Origin of the sequence: Dehalogenimonas sp. 4OHTPN (genome assembly GCF_040448695.1) — a bacterium.
GTDB lineage: Bacteria > Chloroflexota > Dehalococcoidia > Dehalococcoidales > Dehalococcoidaceae > Dehalogenimonas.
In genome coordinates this window covers 1,230,303-1,250,067 of sequence record NZ_CP159307.1, presented here as the reverse complement: position 1 = coordinate 1,250,067, position 19,765 = coordinate 1,230,303, and the positions used below count along the sequence as shown (strand labels likewise).

Sequence of the window (19,765 nt, the reverse complement as noted above, 5' to 3'; positions counted from 1 at the left end):
TTGATATTCAAGTATCCCACTGCCGCCCCGTCACTGTGGACCTCAATTCCCATCCTGTCGATAGTCAGGGGGGCTGGAGTTTCGCGTGGAAACGGTAAGAGGATTCAGAGCTGCAGCCAAGATTTTACGACGCCGAGTCCATGGAGGATTCGTCTCCGAGGCGACACGTCGTACACTGTCGCTCCGCTACCAGATACACGACCTTGAGGGCATGATCCAGGCCATCATAACTGATGTCTGGGAGAACGGCGACGATGCCCTCAGGCGCCTCACCAAAGAATATGACAAAGCCGAGATTAATGATATCGAGGTACCCCTGGCAGAGATCAATGCTGCGGCTGCATCGGTCGACAAGTCTCTTCTAAATGCCCTGGAATTGGCCGCCGGCCGGGTCAAGGATTTTCACCAGCGTCAGCGCGAGGCTCTAATTTCCGGTTTCAACCAGATGTCCATGGAACAGATCTACCGTCCTCTGGAGCGCGTCGGCTGCTACGCTCCGGGCGGCACCGCCTTCTATCCTTCGAGCGTCCTGATGACGGCCATACCGGCGCGGGTGGCTGGCGTTGCTGAGGTCTGTCTGGTAACACCGCCAGGCAAAGACGGCAAAGTGCCGGCGCCGACGCTGGCTGCGGCTAAATTGGCTGGTGTGGACCGCGTCTTCCGCATCGGCGGAGCGCAAGCCGTCGCCGCGCTGGCAGTGGGTACCAAAACGGTACCCAAAGTCGATAAAATCTGCGGACCGGGCAGCATTTTTGTGACCGTAGCCAAGCGGTTGCTTTACGGCATGGTTGCTATTGACGGGCTGCAAGGGCCGAGCGAGGTACTTATCATCGCTGACGATTCCGCCAATCCGGAGTATATTGCCGCCGACATGATGGCCCAGGCGGAGCACGACCCTTTGGCGACGACGGTGCTGGTGACCACCTCAGAGCGGGTGGCTAAAGCCGTAACCGACGAGCTGAATCGTGTCGTCGAGAGTATGTCGCGCCAGTTCGTCATTCACCAGAGCCTGTCAAATATGTCCTGCGTCGCCGTGGTTGACGGCCTGGAAGAAGCAGTGGAATTGTCCAATATGTATGCTCCGGAGCACCTGCTTTTACTGACTGTGGACTCGGAAGCCTTATTATCCAAGATAGAAAATGCCGGCTGCGTCTTTACCGGGCCCCGGGCGACGGTGGCCTTCGGCGACTACATCGCCGGACCGAGCCACGTGCTGCCGACCTCGGGAACGGCGCGATTCTCATCTCCACTCAACGTGCTCGATTTCATCAAGATAATCGACGTTGTCCGGGTGGATGAGTACATGGTGAAGAGCCTCGGGCCTCAGGCGGCGACAATTGCCGCGGCTGAGGGGCTGACCGCCCACGAACGAGCCCTCAGGCTGCGGATGGAACGAACCTAAGAACGATCAAGGGAGATGGCGTCGTCCTTCCTAGGGGACTCGCAATTGCAAAAGAGATGGATTTGAAAAAGTTTATGCGTCCGGAACTGGACAGGTTTGCCGGCTACGCCGCCTGCAAGTCACCGGAGGCGCTGGACGACATGACACGGGCGCTGGGCATCTGCAAGCTAGATGCCAATGAAAACGTTTACGGTCCGTCGCCTCGGGTGAGAGCTGCCTTTGCGTCTTTCAATGACGCCCATATTTATCCGGATTCCTGCCAGACGGAGCTGCGGAAGGCGCTAGCCGGTTACACTGGCGTTCCTGCCGATAGAATCGTCGCAGGATCGGGCTCCGACCAGCTCATTGATCTACTTATACGGCTGTTTGTCAGCCCCGGCGACGAGGTGCTGACAGCCACGCCAACCTTTGCCATGTATAAATTTTTCACCGAACTGTCTGCCGGTATATTCATTGGCGTGCCCCGGGACCGGGACTTTAACTTCACCCCTGAAAAACTGTTAAGTGCGGTTTCGAACAAGACCAAACTCATCTTTATCGCCATGCCCAACAACCCCACCGGCACCCAGGTCTCCAAAAGGACAATTGAGAAAATACTGGAGACCGGTCTTCCGGTGGTCGTCGACGAGGCTTATTACGAATTCACCGGCCAGACAATGGCACCAGAAATCGGAAAATACCCCAACCTGATGGTATTGCGGACCTTCAGCAAATGGGCCGGGCTGGCCGGATTGCGCGTCGGCTACGGGTTGTTTCCCGAGGATGTAGCGACGCGTTTGGATGCCGTCAAAGACCCGTACTGCGTAAATACCGCGGCGGTCGTCGCCGCCAGGGAATCGCTCAAGGATATTGATTACCTTATAGGCAATGTGAGGTTAATCGTTTCGGAGCGGGAACGGTTGTTCCAGGCGTTAGGGGGGATAGAGTACCTCAAGCCTTACCCTTCGGCGGCCAACTTCATCCTGTGTAAAATTAAAGATAAGGACGCTGCTCAGATCCAGCGCGTACTGGAACGGCGTGGCATACTGGTACGCTACTTCAACTCGCCGCAGATGGAAAATTGCCTTCGCTTTTCCATCGGCCGACCTGGGGATACCGATCGGTTGATTGCCCAACTCCGAAAAATTGGGGAGATAACATGACAGAACGCAAAGCCACGGTCAAACGGGAAACCAAGGAGACGACCATTTCAGTCTTCGTCGATATTGACGGCAACGGTAAAGATGAAATGCGCACCGGGGTGAGGCTGTTCGACCATATGCTGTCACAGATCGCCCGCCACGGTGTATTTGACATAAAGGTATCGGCCACGGGCGATGACTTGCACCACCTGGTTGAGGACGTCGGCATTGCTCTGGGCAAGGCGTTCAATGAAGCGCTGGGAGAAAAAAAAGGACTGGTGCGTATCGCTGAGGCCACAGTGCCTATGGATGAGACCTTGGCCGCTGTGGCTGTTGACCTGGGCGGACGCGGCTATTCGGTCCTGAATATGGAGTTCGAGAACAACGACCTGGCCGGCTTCCCGGCCGACATGGTTCGCCACTTCCTGGAGAGCTTTGCCGCGGAGGGGCGGTTGAATCTACACGCCGGTATCGCTTACGGAACCAACGATCACCACAAGGTTGAGGCGGTGTTTAAAGCCCTGGGCCGGGCGCTGGACAAGGCTACCCGCATTGACCCGCGGATTGCGGACCGGGTGCCGAGCACCAAGGAGTGGGTGGAGTAGTTTAAGGCAGCTTCTTGCTTGTCAACACTTCATATGCATGAACGTAGCGCCGCCGCGTGGATTCGATGACCTCAACCGGCAGCGCTGGGGCAGGAGGCTCCTTGTTCCAGCCGGATTGCTCCAGCCAGTCGCGCAGGGGCTGCTTATCGTAGGAGTCCTGCGGCTCGCCGACCTTATAGAGCTTCTCATCCCAGAAGCGGGATGAGTCCGGGGTCAGCGCTTCGTCGATCAGTATCAGCTTATCGCCGTCCAGGCCGAACTCGAACTTGGTGTCGGCGATGATGATGCCGTGGTGGCGGGCGAAGTCGCGGGCGTAGGCATAGAGGGCGATGCTCATCGTCTTCAGCTTCAACGCCAGGTCTTTGCCCATGGCTGTTTCGACTTCCTCATAGGTCATCGGCAGATCGTGGGTGTTGTCGCCTTTGGTGGTCGGGGTGAACACCGGTTCCGCCAGTATCTCGCTCTGGCGCAGGCCGGCGGGCAGCGGCACACCGCAGACCGACTGCTTCTTCTTGTATTCGGCCCAGCCGGAACCGGCCAGGTAACCGCGGACGACACACTCCACCGGCAGCCGCTTGACCTTTTTGACCACCATCGACCGGCCTTCGAGGTATTTCGGGTAGTCGAAGCGCTGTTTCTCCGGGATGAACGCATCTAGCTGCTTCACGTCCTCGATAACAGCGACGACGTGGTTGGGGATGATGTTTCTGGTCTTCTCGAACCAGAAGGCAGAGATGAGGTTCAGCACGCGGCCCTTGTCTGGGATGCCGGCCGGCAGCACCACGTCGAAGGCCGAAATGCGGTCGCTGACGACGATGAGCAGGTACTCGCCGAGGTCATAGGTGTCGCGGACCTTACCGGAGATGAAGCGTTTTAGGGGCAGGTCGGTTTTCAGGACAACCTGTTTTTCGGTCATGTAAACACCTCGATGTCAATTATAGCGATGGGACACAGCGCGCTATGTCCCTACGGTTCCGGGCGCGATGTATCGTGCCTTACAGTGACTGCGGCGAGAGTTTCTCCGGACCGGTCTCGGCGCGGGACTTCCACTGGGCGGCTGTCAGGCCCAGCCTCTTGAAGATGTCGTCGACATGGCGGGTGTAGAACTTGTAGTCGAAGACCTTCTCCAGTTCCTCCGGCGGTAGCACGGCGGCGACCTCGGCGTCGGCCTTCAACAGGTCGAAGAAGTTGCCGTCGCCGCCCCAGGTGGCCATAGCGTTCCTTTGCACCAGCTTGTAGGCCGCCTGGCGCGACAGGCCTTTGTCGATGAGCGCCAGGAGCACCCGCTGGGAGAACAGCAGGCCGCGGGTCAGGTCCATATTCTGGCGCATACGCTGGGGGAAGACGGTCATGCCCTTGACGACCGAAGTGAAGATACTGAGCGCATAATCGAGTACCAAGCAGGCGTCGGGCAGGATGACACGCTCCGTCGACGAGTGCGAGATGTCCCGCTCGTGCCACAGGGCGATATTCTCCAATGAGGTCACGGCGTAGCCCCGGAGCAGCCGGGCGATGCCGGTGACCCGCTCGCACAACTCCGGGTTGCGCTTGTGGGGCATGGCGGAGGAGCCGGTCTGGCCGGCGCCGAAGGGTTCCTCGGCCTCGCGCACCTCGGTCTTCTGCAGGGCGCGGATCTCGGTGGCGAATTTCTCGAGTGAGCCGCCGATGATGGCCAGTGTGGTCATGAACTGGGCGTGGCGGTCGCGCTGAATGACCTGGTTACTCACCGGTGCCGGCATCAAGCCCAGCTTTTCGCAAGCGAATTCCTCGACTTCCGGTGGCACGGTGGCGTAGGTGCCGACGGCGCCGGACATCTTGCCTACGGCGATGATCTTGGCCGCTTCGGCCAACCGGGCGCGGTTACGCTGCATCTCTTCCATCCAAAGCGCCAGCTTAAGGCCGAAGGTAATCGGCTCGGCGTGGACGCCGTGGGTGCGGCCGGCCATGACGGTGTATTTATGCTCCAGCGCGCGCTTGCCCAGCGCGGCGATGAGGTCTTTCACATCATCAGCCAGTATCGCCGAGGCTTCCACCAGTTGCAGGCTGGTGGCCGTGTCCATCACATCCGACGAAGTCAATCCTAGGTGAATGAAGCGGGACTCCTCGCCGAGGCTATCAGCCACGGCGCCGAGGAAAGCGGTCATATCGTGGTGGGTTTCCTTAAGCAGGGCTTCCATGCGCTTTAGGTTGAGGCGGGCCATCTTGATCTTGGGCAGTGCTTCCCGCGGGACGACGCCTTCTTTTACCCAGGCTTCGCAAACAGCGATCTCAACCTCCAGCCACTTGGCGAACTTGTTCTCGTCGTTCCAAACCTTTTTCATCTGGGATCTGCTGTAACGTTCGATCATGGTTGTTTCCTGTCCTGTGAATTAGTAGTATAAACCTTCAGATTCACCGCATGCCCGAGAGAAGAATAATTGGTTAACTGCTCTTTAATCCGGAGCGGAAGTGTTCGTAGGCACTGGCAATCTCCGGGTATTTCAGGCCGAGCATCTGGGCGGCGAAGTACGCGGCATTCTTTGCCCCGGCCGAACCGATAGCCATGGTGGCCACCGGCACCCCGGCCGGCATCTGGACGATCGCGTAAAGCGAATCAACGCCGTTCAGAGCGCTCGAAGGTATCGGCACGCCGATGACCGGCAGCGTCGTCCATGAAGCGATGACGCCGGGCAGGTGGGCGGCGGCGCCGGCGCCGGCGATGATGACTTCGTAGCCCTCTGCACGGGCTGCGGTGCAGAACGCGTGAACCTTCTCCGGCTGGCGGTGGGCCGACATCACAAAAACTTTATGGTCAATGCTCATGCTCCCAAGCACCTCGGCGGCGCTTTTCATGATTTCCATGTCCGATGAAGATCCCATGATCACGGCTGCTTTAGGCATGCGAAGCCTCCTGTTGGTTTTGGTTCAATAATAGCTATTTTTATTGACTGCCTGTACTTAAACCACTATTCTCCGAACAGGGCAATGTCACGCCTGAAGTGGGCGCCTTCGAACGATATGCGGCTAATATTATCATAGACGAGGTCCCGGGCTTGAACGAAGTCGTCGCCGCAGGCGGTTACCGAAAGGACACGGCCGCCCGAGGTGATCGTTTTTTCGTCGGCAGCCAGTGTTCCGGCATGAAAAACCGTTACTTCGGCGTCCATGGCATCCAGACCTGAAATGGGTAATCCTTTTTTATATTCTTCCGGGTAGCCACCGGAAGCTATTACCACCGTGACGCAGGATTTCTTTTCCCATTCAACAGTGATTTTATCCAGTGAATCCTCAATAACCGCCAGCATAATGTCCACCAGGTCGGTCTTCAGTTGCGGCAGAATTACCTGGGTCTCCGGGTCGCCGAACCGGGCGTTGAATTCAAGTACCTTCGGCCCGTCATCAGTCAGCATCAGCCCGGCATAAATGACGCCGCGGTAGCGGATGCCCTCTTCGGCCAGCGCCCGGACGATGGGCTGCATAACTGTGGCGTCGAGTCTGGCTCCCATCCTGTTATCGAAGAAGGGCGGCGGTGAGTAGGCGCCCATGCCGCCGGTGTTGGGTCCGGCATTGTCTTCGTAAACGCGTTTGTAGTCGCAGGCCGGAGGCATGGGAACGACGGTCTTGCCGTCGGTGAAGGCAAGGTAACTCATCTCTTGGCCGATTAAACATTCTTCGATGATCACCCGGTTTCCGGCAGCGCCGAAAACCTTCTGCTCCATCATTTTCTGGAGGGCGGTTTCGGCTTCGGCCAGCGTCACACAAACTGATACGCCTTTACCAGCGGCCAAACCGTCGGCCTTAACCACCAGCGGGGCAGACTGGTCTTTTAAATAAGCCTTGGCTTCTGGAAAGCTGGTGAAGGACTTGCCCCTGGCGCATGGGATGGCGTATTTTTCCATCAGGTTGCGGGCAAAGGTTTTTGACGATTCAAGTTGCGCCGCCGCCCGCGACGGCCCGAAGACCGGAATCAGCCGGGACTGGAATTCGTCGGCTAGGCCGGCAGCCAACGGTCCCTCCGGACCGATGACAACCAGGTCAATGCCCAAGGTGCGTACGGCATCCAGCAGCCTAGTGACATCGGCAGGATTGATGTCCAGGTTCTTGGCGATATTCGCCGTGCCGCCGTTGCCGGGGGCGGCAAAAACCGCTTCGACTCTCGGGCTCTGCTTTAATTTCCAGATTATGGCGTGCTCACGCCCGCCGCTGCCGATGACCAGTGCTTTCAGCGCAGTCTCCTTAAGATCTCAAGAAGGTGGGGTGAAAAATTACCGCTTGGGTTTGCGGGTGATGACGCGGGGCCGCCAAGTGTCTTGGGCTGCCGCCTGGCTGGCGCGGTCATGAAGTTGTTCGATATCCGCCTGGGAAAGGTCCAGCTGTTTCAGTAGTTTTTGCTCCTCAGTTTCGGCTTCCGTGCGGGATTGTTCACTTTTCTGCTGGAGTTCCTTTAAAGCGGCAGCGTCGGTGGGATTGCCGGCCATTTTGTCTTCTATGGTGTCAGCTTGGGCAAGCGCCCAGGCCAGATAGTCTGTATAAGCGGCGTGCCAAGCAAAATAACAGGAAGTCGCCTTGTCCGGTACAGTCTTCAAGGCGTCCTTACGGCGAACCAGCTCCGCCGCCGACTGCGCCAGCCGGCTGGCAGCACCCGCCAGCTCAGCATATGCATCGGCATTCTTAGCGGCGGCTTTGGGATCGAACCGGGTCAGAGCGTCAGTGTATGCGCTGGCTTCCTTTTCTTGAAAAGCCCTGAACTTCCATTCTTCTCCAAGAAAATCGAGGTAGTTCAGCAGTTCGTCGCCTTGAATCTTACGTTTGCTAAAAAATCCCATTTCAATCTCCTCCCGGAGCTTTATTCCCATTCGATGGTGCCGGGCGGTTTGGAGGTGATGTCATAGACCACCCGGTTAACGCCGGAGACCTCGTTGACGATGCGGTTGCTGATGCGGGCGAGCAGGTCGTACGGCAGTCGTGCCCAGTCGGCGGTCATAGCGTCATCTGAAGTAACAGCCCGGATAGCCACCAAGTGGCCGTAAGTGCGGAAGTCGCCCATGACGCCGACGCTTCGGACGTCGGTGATGATGGCGAAACTCTGCCATAATTGGCGGTACAGCCCCGCCTTTTTTATCTCGTGCATTACGATCCAGTCGGAGGCTCTGAGCATCTCCAGTTTCTCGCGGGTCACCTCGCCGATCACGCGGATGGCCAGTCCCGGGCCTGGGAACGGCTGGCGCCAAACCATCTCTTCGGGCAGTCCAAGTTCAATGCCCACCTGCCGGACCTCGTCCTTGAAGAGATAGCGCACCGGTTCCAGCAGTTTAAGAGCCATGTTAGCCGGCAGGCCGCCGACGTTATGATGGCTTTTAATCTTGGCTGATGCCGAGGAAACCGACGAGATGCTTTCGATGACATCGGGATAGAGAGTGCCCTGGGCCAGGAAATCCACTTTGCCCAGCTTAAGGGCTTCTTCCTCGAAAACCCGGATGAACTCCACGCCGATAGCCTTCCGTTTCTGCTCAGGGTCGGTGACCCCGGCCAGGCGGTCCAGAAAACGGTCGGTGGCCTCGATGTAGATGATATTCATTCCCAGGTTCTGTTTGAAAACCTTTAGGGTGCGTTCGGCCTCTTCGCGGCGAAGCAAGCCGTTGTTGACGAAGATGCAGGTAAGCTGGTCGCCGACAGCCCGGTGGATCAGAGTAGCCACGATTGCTGAATCGACTCCGCCGGACAGCGCGGCGATGACCTTGCCGTCGCCAACCTGGGCGCTGATACTCTCGATACTCTCAGTGATGAAGTGCCCCGGCGTCCAGGAGGCCTGGCAGCCGCAGATACTGAGGACGAAGTTTTTGAGAAGTGTCCTTCCGTATGGGGTGTGGGCAACCTCAGGGTGGAACTGCAAGCCGAAGATGTTTTTGTCGTTGCCCATGACCGCCAGCGGCGAATTCTCGGTGTAGGCCAGCGAGTGGAAGCCGGCGGGTAAGCGCTCCACCCGATCGCCGTGGCTCATCCAGGCGGCGGCAGACTCAGGGATATCTTTGAAAAGCGGGGAAGTCAAATCGGAAAGGTGAAGTATGGCATGACCGTACTCCCTGGCCTGGCCCCGGGCGACCGTGCCGCCAAGTTGCTGGGTGATCAACTGCATGCCGTAGCAGATTCCCAGGACGGGCAGCTTGGACTCATAGATGTAGGCCGGCGCCATCGGCGCACCGGAAGCGTAGACCGAGGCCGGACCTCCTGACAGGATAAACCCTCTGGGGTTCAAGTGGGCGATCTTATCCCATGGGGTATCGTGAGGTACCAGTTCGCAATAAACGTGGAGTTCACGGATACGCCGGGCGATGAGCAAACTGTACTGAGATCCAAAGTCGAAAATGACTATTGATTCGCGGGAAGCGCCTGACACCGCTTCTCCTGCCGAAGGTTTTTCAAGAGCCTGCTTGGCGATTTCCAGATAAGTGGCAACCTCGATGTCACCGGAAGTTGCGACGCGGTGGGTTTCGGATAAAATGGGGCTTTCTTTTGATTCGGTCATTGCGGTAGTGTTACAGATTATCATTCTGCTATACTAGCGTCAAGAATTTTCGATTAAGTAGACATAACAATTTGACTTCCGCCGACCCCACGAAGCCATTTTCCCGCGACCTTAACAAAGCCATAGATGTGATCAGAAATGGCGGCGTTGCCGCCTTGCCTACCGATACCGTTTATTGCCTGGCTGCCAGTCTCGAGCACGTTGACGCCATAGGACGCATCTTTGATATTAAAGGCCGGGCGACGACCAAGGCACTGCCGGTGCTGGTGGCTGATTCAATTCAGATGCGGCAGGTGGCGGAGATGAACCCTCTGGCGGAACTGCTGACCCGTCGTTTTATGCCCGGCGGCCTGACCCTTATCCTGCCGAAAAAACCGCTTGTACCTGGCATCGTCACGGGCGGGCGAGAAAGTGTCGCCGTACGCATCCCTGGCCATACCTTGACTCTGTATGTCATTAAAGCGGTAGGGGCGCCCCTGACCGGCACCAGCGCCAACGTCTCCGGGCGGGGCAGCGTCTGTAACGCCGATGAAGTACGCGCACAGATCGGCAACCGGGTAGATATGGTACTGGATGGTGGGAGGTGTCCCGGGGGTGTGGAGTCCACCATTGTTGACCTCACCGGGCCGTATCCCGTCATCGTCAGAGAGGGTGCCGTACCCCGGGCGGAGCTGGAAGCGTACTATTTTAAATAATCGAGGCCATGAATGAAGATTGCAGTCGGTAACGACCACCGCGGTTATAAATTGAAGCTCAAGATCATTGAGTGGCTGAAAAATAATGACCACGAGGTCGAGGACTTCGGCGCTTACGGTGAAGAATCGGCGGATTACCCTGACTATGCGATGAAAGTCGCCAGAGCAGTTGCCCGCGGGGATGCCAAACGAGGTATTCTTATCTGCGGTACCGGTATCGGCATGAGCATGGCAGCCAACAAACTTCCGGAGATCCGCGCCGCGCTGGTTTACCTGCCGGAGTTCGCCGCTCTGACCAGGAAACACAACGACGCGAATATCCTGTGCCTGGGCGAGATAAATGGCGATGACCTTAACCTGGAAGTTCTAGAGATTTTCATGAAAACGGAATTCGAAGGCGGCAGGCACCAAAGGCGGGTGGCCAAGATATCCGGCTGCGGCTGTTGAAATCGGGTTGCCAATCGTGAAATCTTGAATTAATACATCGCCTGTGCTATGTTTAGGCGCTACTACCCATCCGTCCCTTTGCGGACGGATTTTAGTTAGGTCCGTATGAGAAGCGATTCAATTAAAAAAGGCGCCGAACGAGCCCCCCACCGCGCTCTGTTGCGCTCCCTGGGCGTAAGTCCTGCTGATTTCAACAAACCCTTCATCGGTGTGGTCAACAGCTTCACTGATGTGGTGCCTGGTCACCAGCATCTGCGCGGCATCGGCGAAGCGGTCAGAGCCGGAGTCCGCCAGGCCGGCGGCGTGCCTTTCGAATTCAACACCATCGCCGTCTGCGACGGCCTGGCGATGAATCATAGCGGTATGAAATACTCGTTGGCATCCCGGGAACTGATAGCCGATACCGTGGAGGTAATGGCCGAAGCCCATGCCTTCGACGGACTGGTTTTTATCCCCAATTGCGACAAGGTCATTCCCGGTATGCTCATGGCGGCGGTGCGGCTCAATATCCCGGCCGTCTTCATCAGTGGCGGTCCGATGCTGGCCGGGCGCCTCAATGTGGATGGCGAGGTTAAAGCGGTCGACCTCAACTCGGTTTTCGAAGCAGTAGGCCAATTTGTCAAGGGCGGCATGACTGCGGATAAATTGGAAGAGATAGAGGGTGCGGCCTGCCCCGGCTGCGGTTCCTGCTCCGGCTTGTTCACCGCCAACACCATGAACTGTCTCACCGAGGCGCTGGGTATGGGTCTGCCGGGCAACGGCACCATTCCCGCCGTCGATCAACGGCGGCACGCTTTAGCCCACCGTGCCGGAGAGACAATCCTACGACTGGTTGCCGAGGATCTACGGCCGTGTGATGTCATCACGCCCAAGGCTATTCACAACGCCTTCGTTGTCGATGTCGCCCTGGGCGGCAGTTCCAACTCGGTGCTCCATTTAGAAGCTATCGCTCACGAGGCAGGCATTGGGTTCCCCTTATTGAAGATCAATGAGATTTCAGATCATACGCCCTGCCTCTGCCGCATCCGGCCGGCAGGAGAACACCATATTGAAGACCTCGACCTGGCCGGTGGCATTCCGGCGGTAATGAAAGAATTGTCCTCGCGATTGAATCTCGACGCCAGGAGCGTTAGCGGCGGCTCGATCGGTGATGTCATCGAAGACGCCCCATTCGGCGACGGCGCCGTCATCCGGCATGCAGCAAGCCCTTATGCAACAAAAGGCGGCATCGCTATACTTTTCGGTAATTTGGCTCCCGACGGAGCGGTGGTCAAGCGTTCGGCCGTAGCTCAAGAAATGATGGTCCATTCCGGACCAGCCCGTGTCTTCGATTCTGAAGAAGCGGTAACCGCAGGCATCATGGCCGGTAAAATCCACGCCGGTGACGTAGTGGTCATCCGATACGAAGGACCCCGCGGCGGGCCGGGCATGAGAGAAATGCTGACGCCGACCTCGATGCTGGCCGGTATGGGACTCGATAAATCGGTAGCCCTCATCACCGACGGTCGGTTTTCCGGAGCTACCCGGGGGGCTTCAATCGGCCATGTTGCGCCGGAGGCGGCACTGTCCGGACCTATCGCCGCCGTCGAGGAAGGCGACATTATAGACATCAACATTCCCGGCCACTGCCTGAACGTCAGGTTGCCTGACGACGAGATCGCCCGGCGATTGAACACAGTCCCACATTTTAAACCGAAAATCAAAACGGGTTATTTGAAACGCTATGCCGCCCAGGTGTCTTCAGCCGCCCGCGGCGCCGTCTTCGCCGACTAGGAGAATGCCTATGAAACTGACCGGCGCTCAGATTTTGTGTGAAAGCCTGCTCAAAGAGGGTGTAGACACCATCTTCGGTTACCCTGGCGGCCAGGTGCTGCCGCTGTATCACACTCTGACCCAGTACCCCAAACTGCGCCATATCCTGGTCCGCCACGAGCAAGGCGCCGTTCATGCCGCTGACGCCTACGCCCGCGTTACCGGACGGATCGGAGTTTGCCTTGCTACCTCCGGCCCCGGAGCCACCAACCTCATCACCGGACTGGCCAACGCCTATATTGATTCGGTGCCGATGGTAGCAGTCACCGGGCAGGTACCGCGGGCCATGATCGGCCGCGACGCCTTTCAGGAAGCTGATATCACCGGCATCACCATCCCTATCACCAAGCACAATTACCTGGTCATGGACATTGGCGATCTGGCCAGGACGGTCAAAGAAGCGTTTTACATCGCCGGAACCGGCCGTCCCGGCCCGGTGCTCATTGATCTCCCGCGCGACATCCAGCAGGAGGTAACCGAGTTTCACTACCCGGCCCGGGTTACCCTGCCCGGCTACAAGCCGACGCTTGCGGGCAACCCGCTGCAGATCAAGAAAGCGGCCAAACTGCTGGCGGAGGCTAAAAAGCCGGTACTCATCGCCGGACACGGCGTGCGCATCTCCGGCGCTTACCTGGAACTGAAGCATCTGGCGGAGGCGCTGCAGCTGCCGGTCATCACCACGCTGCTGGGCATCTCCGCTTTCCCAGAGAGCCATGAGTTGTCGTTCGGCATGATGGGTATGCACGGCTCGGCCTATGCCAACATGGCCGTCACCGGCTGCGACCTGATCATCGCCGTCGGCATGCGCTTTGACGACCGGGCGACCGGCAAGATTGCCGCCTTCGCGCCGCACGCCAAGGTCATCCACGTCGACATCGACCCGGCTGAAATTGGGAAGAACGTCAAGGTGGACGTGCCAATCGTCGGCGATGTCAAGGCCGTGCTTGTTGAGCTAAACAAGGAGATTGCCGCTAAGCGCCACGACGACTGGCTGGCTCAAATCCGCGACTGGAAACAGCAGTTCCCCTCCGGTTTCGAGATCCGGGAGTCATCCACCATCCTGCCGCAGTATGTCATTCGGAAAATCTGGGAGACGACCAAGGGCGACGCTACGGTGGTCACCGGCGTCGGCCAGCACCAGATGTTCGCCGCCCAGCATTTCTTTTATGATAAACCCAACAGCTTCATCACCTCAGGTGGTTTGGGGACCATGGGCTTCGAGTTGCCGGCCGCCTTTGGCGCCCAGACAGGTCTGCCGGGCCAGACGGTGTGGTGCATCGCCGGAGACGGCAGCTTTCAGATGACCGTCCAGGAATTGGGTACCATACGCCAGGAAAACGCTCCGGTCAAGATTGCCATAATCAACAATGGCTACCTGGGCATGGTGCGCCAGTGGCAGGAGCTTTTCTACGAGCGCAACTACTCGGCCACGCCGCTGTGGTGCCCGGACTTTGTCGGCATTTCCCAGGCTTACAGCATACCGGCCGAATGCGTTACCCAAAAAACCGAGGTTGTCCCGGCTATCGAAAGGGCTATGGCCGCCCAGGGGCCGTATATCATCAACTTCGTCGTCGAGCCGGAGGAGAACGTTTACCCCATGGTACCTCCGGGCGCGGGCATCGACCAGATACTCCATGAGCCCGGGAAGGAGGCCTCTTGATGGCCAGCAACAAGCACACTATCGTCGCCCTGGTGGCCGACCGCCCCGGCGTCCTCAACCGTATGGCCAGCCTGTTCCGCCGCCGCGGCTTCAACATTGACTCCATCGCCGTCGGTCACTCAGAGACGCCGCACCTTTCCCGCATGACCATCGTCGCCGAGGGCTCCGACACTCAGGTGGAGCAGATCCGCAAACAGGTGGAAAAGATAGTTGATGTCATCCGGGTGCAGGACATCTCAGGCTTGAACATCGTCTCCAGGGAACTGGCCCTCATTAAAGTTAAATCGACGCCGGAAACCCGCTCGGAGATCATGCAGATCGTGGACATTTTCCGTGCCAAGATAGTTGACGTTTCAGCCGACTCATTGATGGTCGAAGCCACCGGCGACGAGGAAAAGGTTGATTCTCTGTACAACCTCCTGAAGTCTTTTGGTATCAAGGAGATTTCCCGCACCGGCCGCATCGCCATGGCCCGCGGCGACCAGGGCGGCCGCCGTGACGAGGGCGACGTTTGATCCCGATCCAAGCACTGCTATCCCAATAACACATTGAAGAGGAGCATTGATGGCTACTATTTATTACGAGAAAGACTGCAACCCGAAGCTTCTTCCTGGCAAGACCATCGGCATCGTCGGCTATGGCTCGCAGGGCCACGCCCACGCCCAGAACCTGCGCGATTCGGGCTACAAGGTCATCATCGGCGGTGTGCCCGGCTCGCCGTCATGCTGCCGCGCCGCCGACGAAAAGTTCGAAGTTATGGCCACCGCCGACATGGCCAAAAAGGCTGATCTCATTATGATGCTGGCCCCGGACCAGGTCCAGGCCAGGGTCTACCGTGAGGACATCGCCCCTCACCTCCGGCCGGGGATGACACTGATGTTCGCCCACGGCTTCAATATCCACTTCGGCCAGATATTACCGCCTGACAATATCGACGTGGCTATGATCGCGCCCAAGGGTCCCGGCCACATGGTGCGCCAGGTTTACACCGAAGGCGCCGGTGTGCCGGCCCTCGTCGCCGTCCATCAGGACGCCACCGGCAATGCTAAAGCCACCGCCCTGGCCTATGCCGCCGGCATCGGCGCCGCCCGCGCCGGGGTGCTGGAGACGACTTTCGCTGAAGAAACAGAGACTGATCTCTTCGGCGAGCAGGCAGTACTCTGCGGTGGCGCCTCGGCGTTGATCAAAGCCGGATTCGAGACGTTGGTCGAGGCGGGCTACCAGCCGGAGGTGGCCTATTTCGAATGCCTGCACGAACTGAAACTCATCGTCGACCTCATCTACCAGGGCGGCCTGCGCTACATGCGCTACTCCATCTCTGATACTGCCGAGTACGGCGACTACAGCCGCGGTCCGCGGATCGTCACCGACGAAACCAAAGAAGAGATGTGGCGGATCCTGACCGAGATCCAGGACGGCAGCTTCGCCCGCGAATGGATTTTGGAGAACCAGGCCGGTAAGCCGCACTTCAATGCCCTGCGGAGGATCGAGGCGTCCCACCCCATCGAACTGGTGGGGGAGGAGTTGCGCGGTATGATGAGTTGGCTCAAGAAACCGAAAAAATAACCTGTGTTTGAAACACTAGCTAAATATAAGGTAACATAAGCGCGTGAATTTCATCGGCGGGAGCATTCTCATCCTTATTAACCCCTCTTCCTGGTAGGAGGAGGGGCAGGCGTTATCTTAAAATAACGATAAGGAGTCTCCCGGACAGATGAATAAGCTACTAATCTTCGATACCACCTTGCGCGACGGCGAACAGGCAGCCGGCGCATCCCTCAACATCCACGAAAAGCTGGAGATTGCCCGGGCGCTGGAAGCCTTGGGCGTGGATATTATCGAGGCCGGTTTCCCGGTAACCTCACTCGGCGACTTTGAAGCAGTCAAACGCATAGCCTCAGAAGTCAGAGGCTGTACCGTCTGCGGTCTGGCGCGGGCCAATCCCAAAGACATCGACCGCGCCTGGGAGGCGCTGCAAAAAGCCCGGGACCCGCGCATCCACGTTTTCATTTCTTCCTCCGAGGTGCACATGGTGCACCAGCTAAAGAAAAGCCGGGACGAAGTTCTTAGCCTGGCCCGCGATATGGTCGCCAGGGCAAAAGGCTACTGCTCCAACATCGAGTTTTCCCCAATGGATGCCTCCAGATCCGATCCGCAGTTTATCCATGCCTTGCTGGAAGCGGTCATCGGCGCCGGGGCGACTACGCTGAACATTCCTGATACCGTGGGCTACGCCATGCCGTTCGAGTTCGGAAGCCTCATCGAGGGTATTTTCAACAATGTTCCCAACATCGATAAAGCGGTTGTTTCAGTGCATTGTCACGATGACCTGGGCCTTTCGGTCGCCAATTCGCTGGAGGCTGTCAGGCGGGGTGCCCGCCAGGTGGAATGCACCGTGAACGGCATCGGCGAACGAGCGGGCAACGCTGCCCTTGAAGAACTGGTGATGGCCATCAGAACAAGGCCAGACCAGTATGACGTGACGACTTCCATAAATACCGAACTGATCTATCCCACCTCGCGCCTGGTATCGCAGCGCACCGGCTTTCCTGTCCAGCCAAACAAGGCGGTGGTTGGGGCTAACGCCTTCCGCCACCAATCCGGCATCCACCAGGATGGTGTCATCAAAATGCCCAAGACCTATGAGATTATGGATCCCAAAACGGTCGGCGTCCCGGCTTCTTCGCTGGTGCTGGGCAAGTTGTCAGGCCGCCACGCTTTCAAAGAGCGCCTGGCCGAACTGGGCTACAACCTGTCGGAATGCGATTTCGACCGGGCTTTCGCCGCTTTCAAGGAACTGGCCGATAAGAAAAAAGAGGTTACCGACCGGGACATCGAGTCGCTGGTCGCTGAAGAACAGCGTACGGTCATCGAGGCTTACCATCTTGACCGCCTGCAGGTAACCTGCGGCGACCGGGGCATCCCGACTGCGGCGGTAAGACTCATCGGGCCCGGCGGTAAGGTTCTTGAAGACGCGGCCCTGGGCACAGGACCGGTGGATGCCGTCTACAAAGCCATCAACCGCCTGGTCGGCGTGCCTAACAGGCTGACGGAGTTTTCAATCACCTCGATAACCGCCGGCATCGACGCCATCGGCGAAGTCTTTATCCGCATCGAGAGCGAGGGCGTGTCATATTCCGGCCGCGGCGCTGATACCGACGTCATCGTCTCTTCGGCCAAGGCTTACATGAACGCTTTGAACCGCCTCCTGGCGGTAAGGATGAACGGGCAGGCGAAGACTCCCTCGGGAACAGTAAATTGACAGACGAAGTCACCATGCTGCTGCGGTTAGTTCTGGCCGGAACGCTGGGAGCCGTGATCGGCATTCAGCGTGAAAAGGCAGGAAAAGCGGCTGGGGTCCGCACCTTGGCTTTGATAGCTTTAGGGTCGTCGCTATTCACCATCCTGTCCATTTTTGCCTTTGAAACCGCGGATCCGGCGCGCCTGGCGGCCAATATCGTCACCGGCATCGGTTTTCTAGGTGCCGGCACCATCATATTGCGGCGGGAAGAAGGCATCGTCGAGGGATTGACTACTGCGGCGACTATCTGGGTGGCCGCCGCCATCGGCGTCGCCGCCGGCGCCGGGCTTTATTTCATCGCCGCCGCCGCCGGCGGGTTGGTACTGGTGGTGTTGCTTCTGCCTCATGTGCATTCAGACCAAGGGAGTAAGAAGAAGTGAATCTAGCCGAAAAGATACTGGCCGCTCATGCCGGCAAAGAACGGGTCAGTCCAGGCGAATTTATTTCCGCCAGGGTAGACGTCGTTTTAGCCAACGATATCACCGCGCCTATCGCCATCCGGGAGTTCTGGAAGCTGGGGCTGGAGAAGGTCTTCGATCCCAAGAAGATCGTCCTGGTCCCTGACCATTTCGTGCCGAATAAGGATATCCAGTCAGCGGAGCAGGCCAAGATATTGCGGGAATTCGCCCGCGCCCAGGGGGTCAATTTCTTCGAGTGCGGCCAGATGGGTATCGAGCACGTCATCCTGCACGAAAAGGGCCTGGTCATGCCCGGCGACCTGGTTATCGGCGCCGATTCCCACACCTGCACCTACGGCGCGCTGGGAGCTTTCGCCACCGGCATGGGCTCGACCGATGTCGCCTCGGCTATGGCTACCGGCGATATCTGGATGAAAGTGCCGCCGACCATCAAGTTTGTCTACAAGGGTAGGCTGCCCAAGCATGTCGGCGGCAAGGATCTGATCCTTTACACCATCGGCAAGATCGGCGTTGACGGGGCTCTTTACGCTGCCATGGAGTTCGGCGGCGAGGTCATCGAGAAGCTATCAATGGAAGGTCGTTTCACTATGGCCAACATGGCCATTGAGGCCGGCGCTAAGGCCGGGCTGTTTTACGCGGATAAAAAGGTGGTAGCTTACGCCAAAGGCCGGGGCAAACGCCAGCCGGTGGTCTTCGAACCCGACGCTGACGCCAAATATGAGGCTGTTCATGAGTATGACGTTAGTGGCATTGAGCCGCAGGTAGCCCTGCCGCACCTGCCGTCCAACGTCAAACCGGTCAGCCAGGTGGGCCGGGTTTACATCGACCAGGTGGTCATCGGTTCCTGTACCAACGGTCGCTTTGAAGACTTGCAGGTCGCGGCCAATATCCTAAATAAGAAAAAAGTCAACAGCAATGTCCGCTGCATCATCATCCCCGGCTCTCAGCAGGTCTATATGGACGCTCTGCGCTCCGGCTATATTGAGGTCTTCATCGAGGCTGGCTGCGCCGTGTCCACCCCCACCTGTGGGCCGTGTCTGGGCGGCCATATGGGTATTTTAGCGGCCGGTGAGAAATGTCTGGCCACCACCAACCGCAACTTCATTGGCCGCATGGGCAGCCCCAAGTCTGAAGTCTATCTGGCCGGTCCGGCGGTTGCCGCGGCATCGGCTATTGCCGGTAAAATTGTATCGCCCGGAGACCTAGCAACCTAACTCGCAGTATAACAGGAGAATTTCATGCTAAAAGGCCGCGTTCATAAATACGGCGCCAACGTGGATACCGACGCCATCATTCCGGCCCGCTATCTCAACGTCTCAGATCCGTACGAACTGGCCCGCCACTGCATGGAGGACATCGACCTGGACTTCGTAAAAAAAGCTAAGCCTGGCGATATCATCGTGGCGACGACCAACTTCGGCTGCGGTTCGTCACGGGAGCACGCGCCCATCGCCATCAAAGCCTCCGGCGTCTCGGCCGTCATCGCCAGGAGTTTTGCCCGCATCTTCTTCAGGAACGCCATCAACATTGGCCTGCCGCTCTTGGAAAGCCCGGAAGCGGTGGAAGCCACCGACGCCGGTGACGAACTGGAGATAAATCTCGATGCCGGCACCATCAACAATTTGACCAAGGGTAAGACGTTCCATGCGGCAGCCTACCCGGAGTTCATGAGCGGCATCATCAAGGCCGGCGGCCTCATTGAATACACCCGAGAGCGGTTAAAAAATATCTCAGGCGGCGCGGCAAAAACGACAAAAGCCGCTTGACAATATACAGGAACTAATGTGCTATAATATCG

At 58.1% G+C, this 19,765-nt stretch carries 19 protein-coding genes; 13 read left to right on the top strand and 6 right to left on the bottom strand.

Annotated features, from left to right (window positions below; all coding sequences use genetic code 11):
• Positions 1 to 85: 85 nt before the first annotated feature.
• The 3 genes from hisD to hisB are packed head-to-tail and all read left to right on the top strand — an operon-like array spanning position 86 to position 3,128.
• Positions 86 to 1,402 carry a histidinol dehydrogenase gene (gene hisD, locus ABV300_RS06455; RefSeq protein ID WP_353714069.1) on the top strand — a complete coding sequence of 439 codons (1,317 nt, stop codon included), beginning with the start codon at positions 86 to 88 and terminating at the stop codon, positions 1,400 to 1,402.
• A gap of 56 nt (positions 1,403 to 1,458) precedes the next feature.
• A complete protein-coding gene (hisC, locus tag ABV300_RS06450) occupies positions 1,459 to 2,544 on the top strand; it encodes a histidinol-phosphate transaminase (RefSeq protein ID WP_353714068.1) in 1,086 nt (361 codons plus the stop codon).
• Positions 2,541 to 3,128: an imidazoleglycerol-phosphate dehydratase HisB gene (gene hisB, locus ABV300_RS06445; protein ID WP_353714067.1), complete on the top strand. Its 588-nt coding sequence runs from the start codon at positions 2,541 to 2,543 to the stop codon at positions 3,126 to 3,128. The genes hisC and hisB overlap by 4 nt, the downstream gene beginning before the upstream one ends.
• A 1-nt stretch (position 3,129) precedes the next feature.
• On the opposite strand, the gene ABV300_RS06440 is transcribed toward hisB, so the two are convergent.
• The 6 genes from ABV300_RS06440 to guaA form a co-directional block, all read right to left on the bottom strand.
• Positions 3,130 to 4,044 carry a phosphoribosylaminoimidazolesuccinocarboxamide synthase gene (locus ABV300_RS06440; RefSeq protein ID WP_353714066.1) on the bottom strand — a complete coding sequence of 305 codons (915 nt, stop codon included), beginning with the start codon at positions 4,042 to 4,044 and terminating at the stop codon, positions 3,130 to 3,132.
• Between the two features lie 79 nt (positions 4,045 to 4,123).
• The gene (gene purB, locus ABV300_RS06435; protein WP_353714065.1) at positions 4,124 to 5,476 is read right to left on the bottom strand and encodes an adenylosuccinate lyase; all 1,353 of its coding nucleotides are present in this window, start codon (positions 5,474 to 5,476) and stop codon (positions 4,124 to 4,126) included.
• Positions 5,477 to 5,549: 73 nt separating this feature from the next.
• Positions 5,550 to 6,008, bottom strand: coding sequence for a 5-(carboxyamino)imidazole ribonucleotide mutase (purE, locus tag ABV300_RS06430; RefSeq protein ID WP_353714064.1), 459 nt, complete (start codon positions 6,006 to 6,008; stop codon positions 5,550 to 5,552).
• 65 nt (positions 6,009 to 6,073) lie between these two features.
• On the bottom strand, positions 6,074 to 7,318 hold the full coding sequence (purD, locus tag ABV300_RS06425; RefSeq protein WP_353715372.1) for a phosphoribosylamine--glycine ligase: 1,245 nt from the start codon (positions 7,316 to 7,318) through the stop codon (positions 6,074 to 6,076).
• Between the two features lie 54 nt (positions 7,319 to 7,372).
• The gene (locus ABV300_RS06420) at positions 7,373 to 7,933 is read right to left on the bottom strand and encodes a hypothetical protein (RefSeq protein ID WP_353714063.1); all 561 of its coding nucleotides are present in this window, start codon (positions 7,931 to 7,933) and stop codon (positions 7,373 to 7,375) included.
• 20 nt (positions 7,934 to 7,953) lie between these two features.
• Entirely contained in the window at positions 7,954 to 9,657 is a 1,704-nt protein-coding gene (gene guaA / locus ABV300_RS06415; RefSeq protein WP_353714062.1) for a glutamine-hydrolyzing GMP synthase, read from the bottom strand.
• A 47-nt stretch (positions 9,658 to 9,704) separates the two neighbouring features.
• Here guaA and ABV300_RS06410 point away from each other — a divergent pair, with 47 nt between their 5' ends.
• From ABV300_RS06410 to leuD, 10 genes are all read left to right on the top strand, one after another.
• Entirely contained in the window at positions 9,705 to 10,328 is a 624-nt protein-coding gene (locus tag ABV300_RS06410) for an L-threonylcarbamoyladenylate synthase (protein ID WP_353714061.1), read from the top strand.
• A 12-nt stretch (positions 10,329 to 10,340) separates the two neighbouring features.
• Positions 10,341 to 10,775 carry a ribose 5-phosphate isomerase B gene (rpiB, locus tag ABV300_RS06405; RefSeq protein WP_353714060.1) on the top strand — a complete coding sequence of 145 codons (435 nt, stop codon included), beginning with the start codon at positions 10,341 to 10,343 and terminating at the stop codon, positions 10,773 to 10,775.
• A 105-nt stretch (positions 10,776 to 10,880) separates the two neighbouring features.
• On the top strand, positions 10,881 to 12,548 hold the full coding sequence (gene ilvD, locus ABV300_RS06400) for a dihydroxy-acid dehydratase (protein ID WP_353714059.1): 1,668 nt from the start codon (positions 10,881 to 10,883) through the stop codon (positions 12,546 to 12,548).
• 10 nt (positions 12,549 to 12,558) lie between these two features.
• Complete coding sequence (gene ilvB, locus ABV300_RS06395) at positions 12,559 to 14,247, top strand: biosynthetic-type acetolactate synthase large subunit (protein WP_353714058.1); 1,689 nt, start codon at positions 12,559 to 12,561, stop codon at positions 14,245 to 14,247.
• Positions 14,247 to 14,762, top strand: coding sequence for an acetolactate synthase small subunit (gene ilvN, locus ABV300_RS06390; RefSeq protein WP_353714057.1), 516 nt, complete (start codon positions 14,247 to 14,249; stop codon positions 14,760 to 14,762). Before ilvB ends, ilvN begins: the two co-directional genes overlap by 1 nt.
• Before the next feature lie 49 nt (positions 14,763 to 14,811).
• On the top strand, positions 14,812 to 15,813 hold the full coding sequence (ilvC, locus tag ABV300_RS06385) for a ketol-acid reductoisomerase (RefSeq protein WP_353714056.1): 1,002 nt from the start codon (positions 14,812 to 14,814) through the stop codon (positions 15,811 to 15,813).
• A gap of 148 nt (positions 15,814 to 15,961) precedes the next feature.
• Positions 15,962 to 17,509 carry a 2-isopropylmalate synthase gene (locus ABV300_RS06380; protein WP_353714055.1) on the top strand — a complete coding sequence of 516 codons (1,548 nt, stop codon included), beginning with the start codon at positions 15,962 to 15,964 and terminating at the stop codon, positions 17,507 to 17,509.
• Entirely contained in the window at positions 17,506 to 17,928 is a 423-nt protein-coding gene (locus ABV300_RS06375) for an MgtC/SapB family protein (protein ID WP_116632681.1), read from the top strand. The genes ABV300_RS06380 and ABV300_RS06375 overlap by 4 nt, the downstream gene beginning before the upstream one ends.
• Complete coding sequence (gene leuC / locus ABV300_RS06370; RefSeq protein ID WP_353714054.1) at positions 17,925 to 19,181, top strand: 3-isopropylmalate dehydratase large subunit; 1,257 nt, start codon at positions 17,925 to 17,927, stop codon at positions 19,179 to 19,181. The genes ABV300_RS06375 and leuC overlap by 4 nt, the downstream gene beginning before the upstream one ends.
• 24 nt (positions 19,182 to 19,205) lie before the next feature.
• Positions 19,206 to 19,733: a 3-isopropylmalate dehydratase small subunit gene (leuD, locus tag ABV300_RS06365; RefSeq protein ID WP_353714053.1), complete on the top strand. Its 528-nt coding sequence runs from the start codon at positions 19,206 to 19,208 to the stop codon at positions 19,731 to 19,733.
• The last annotated feature ends 32 nt before the right edge of the window (positions 19,734 to 19,765 follow it).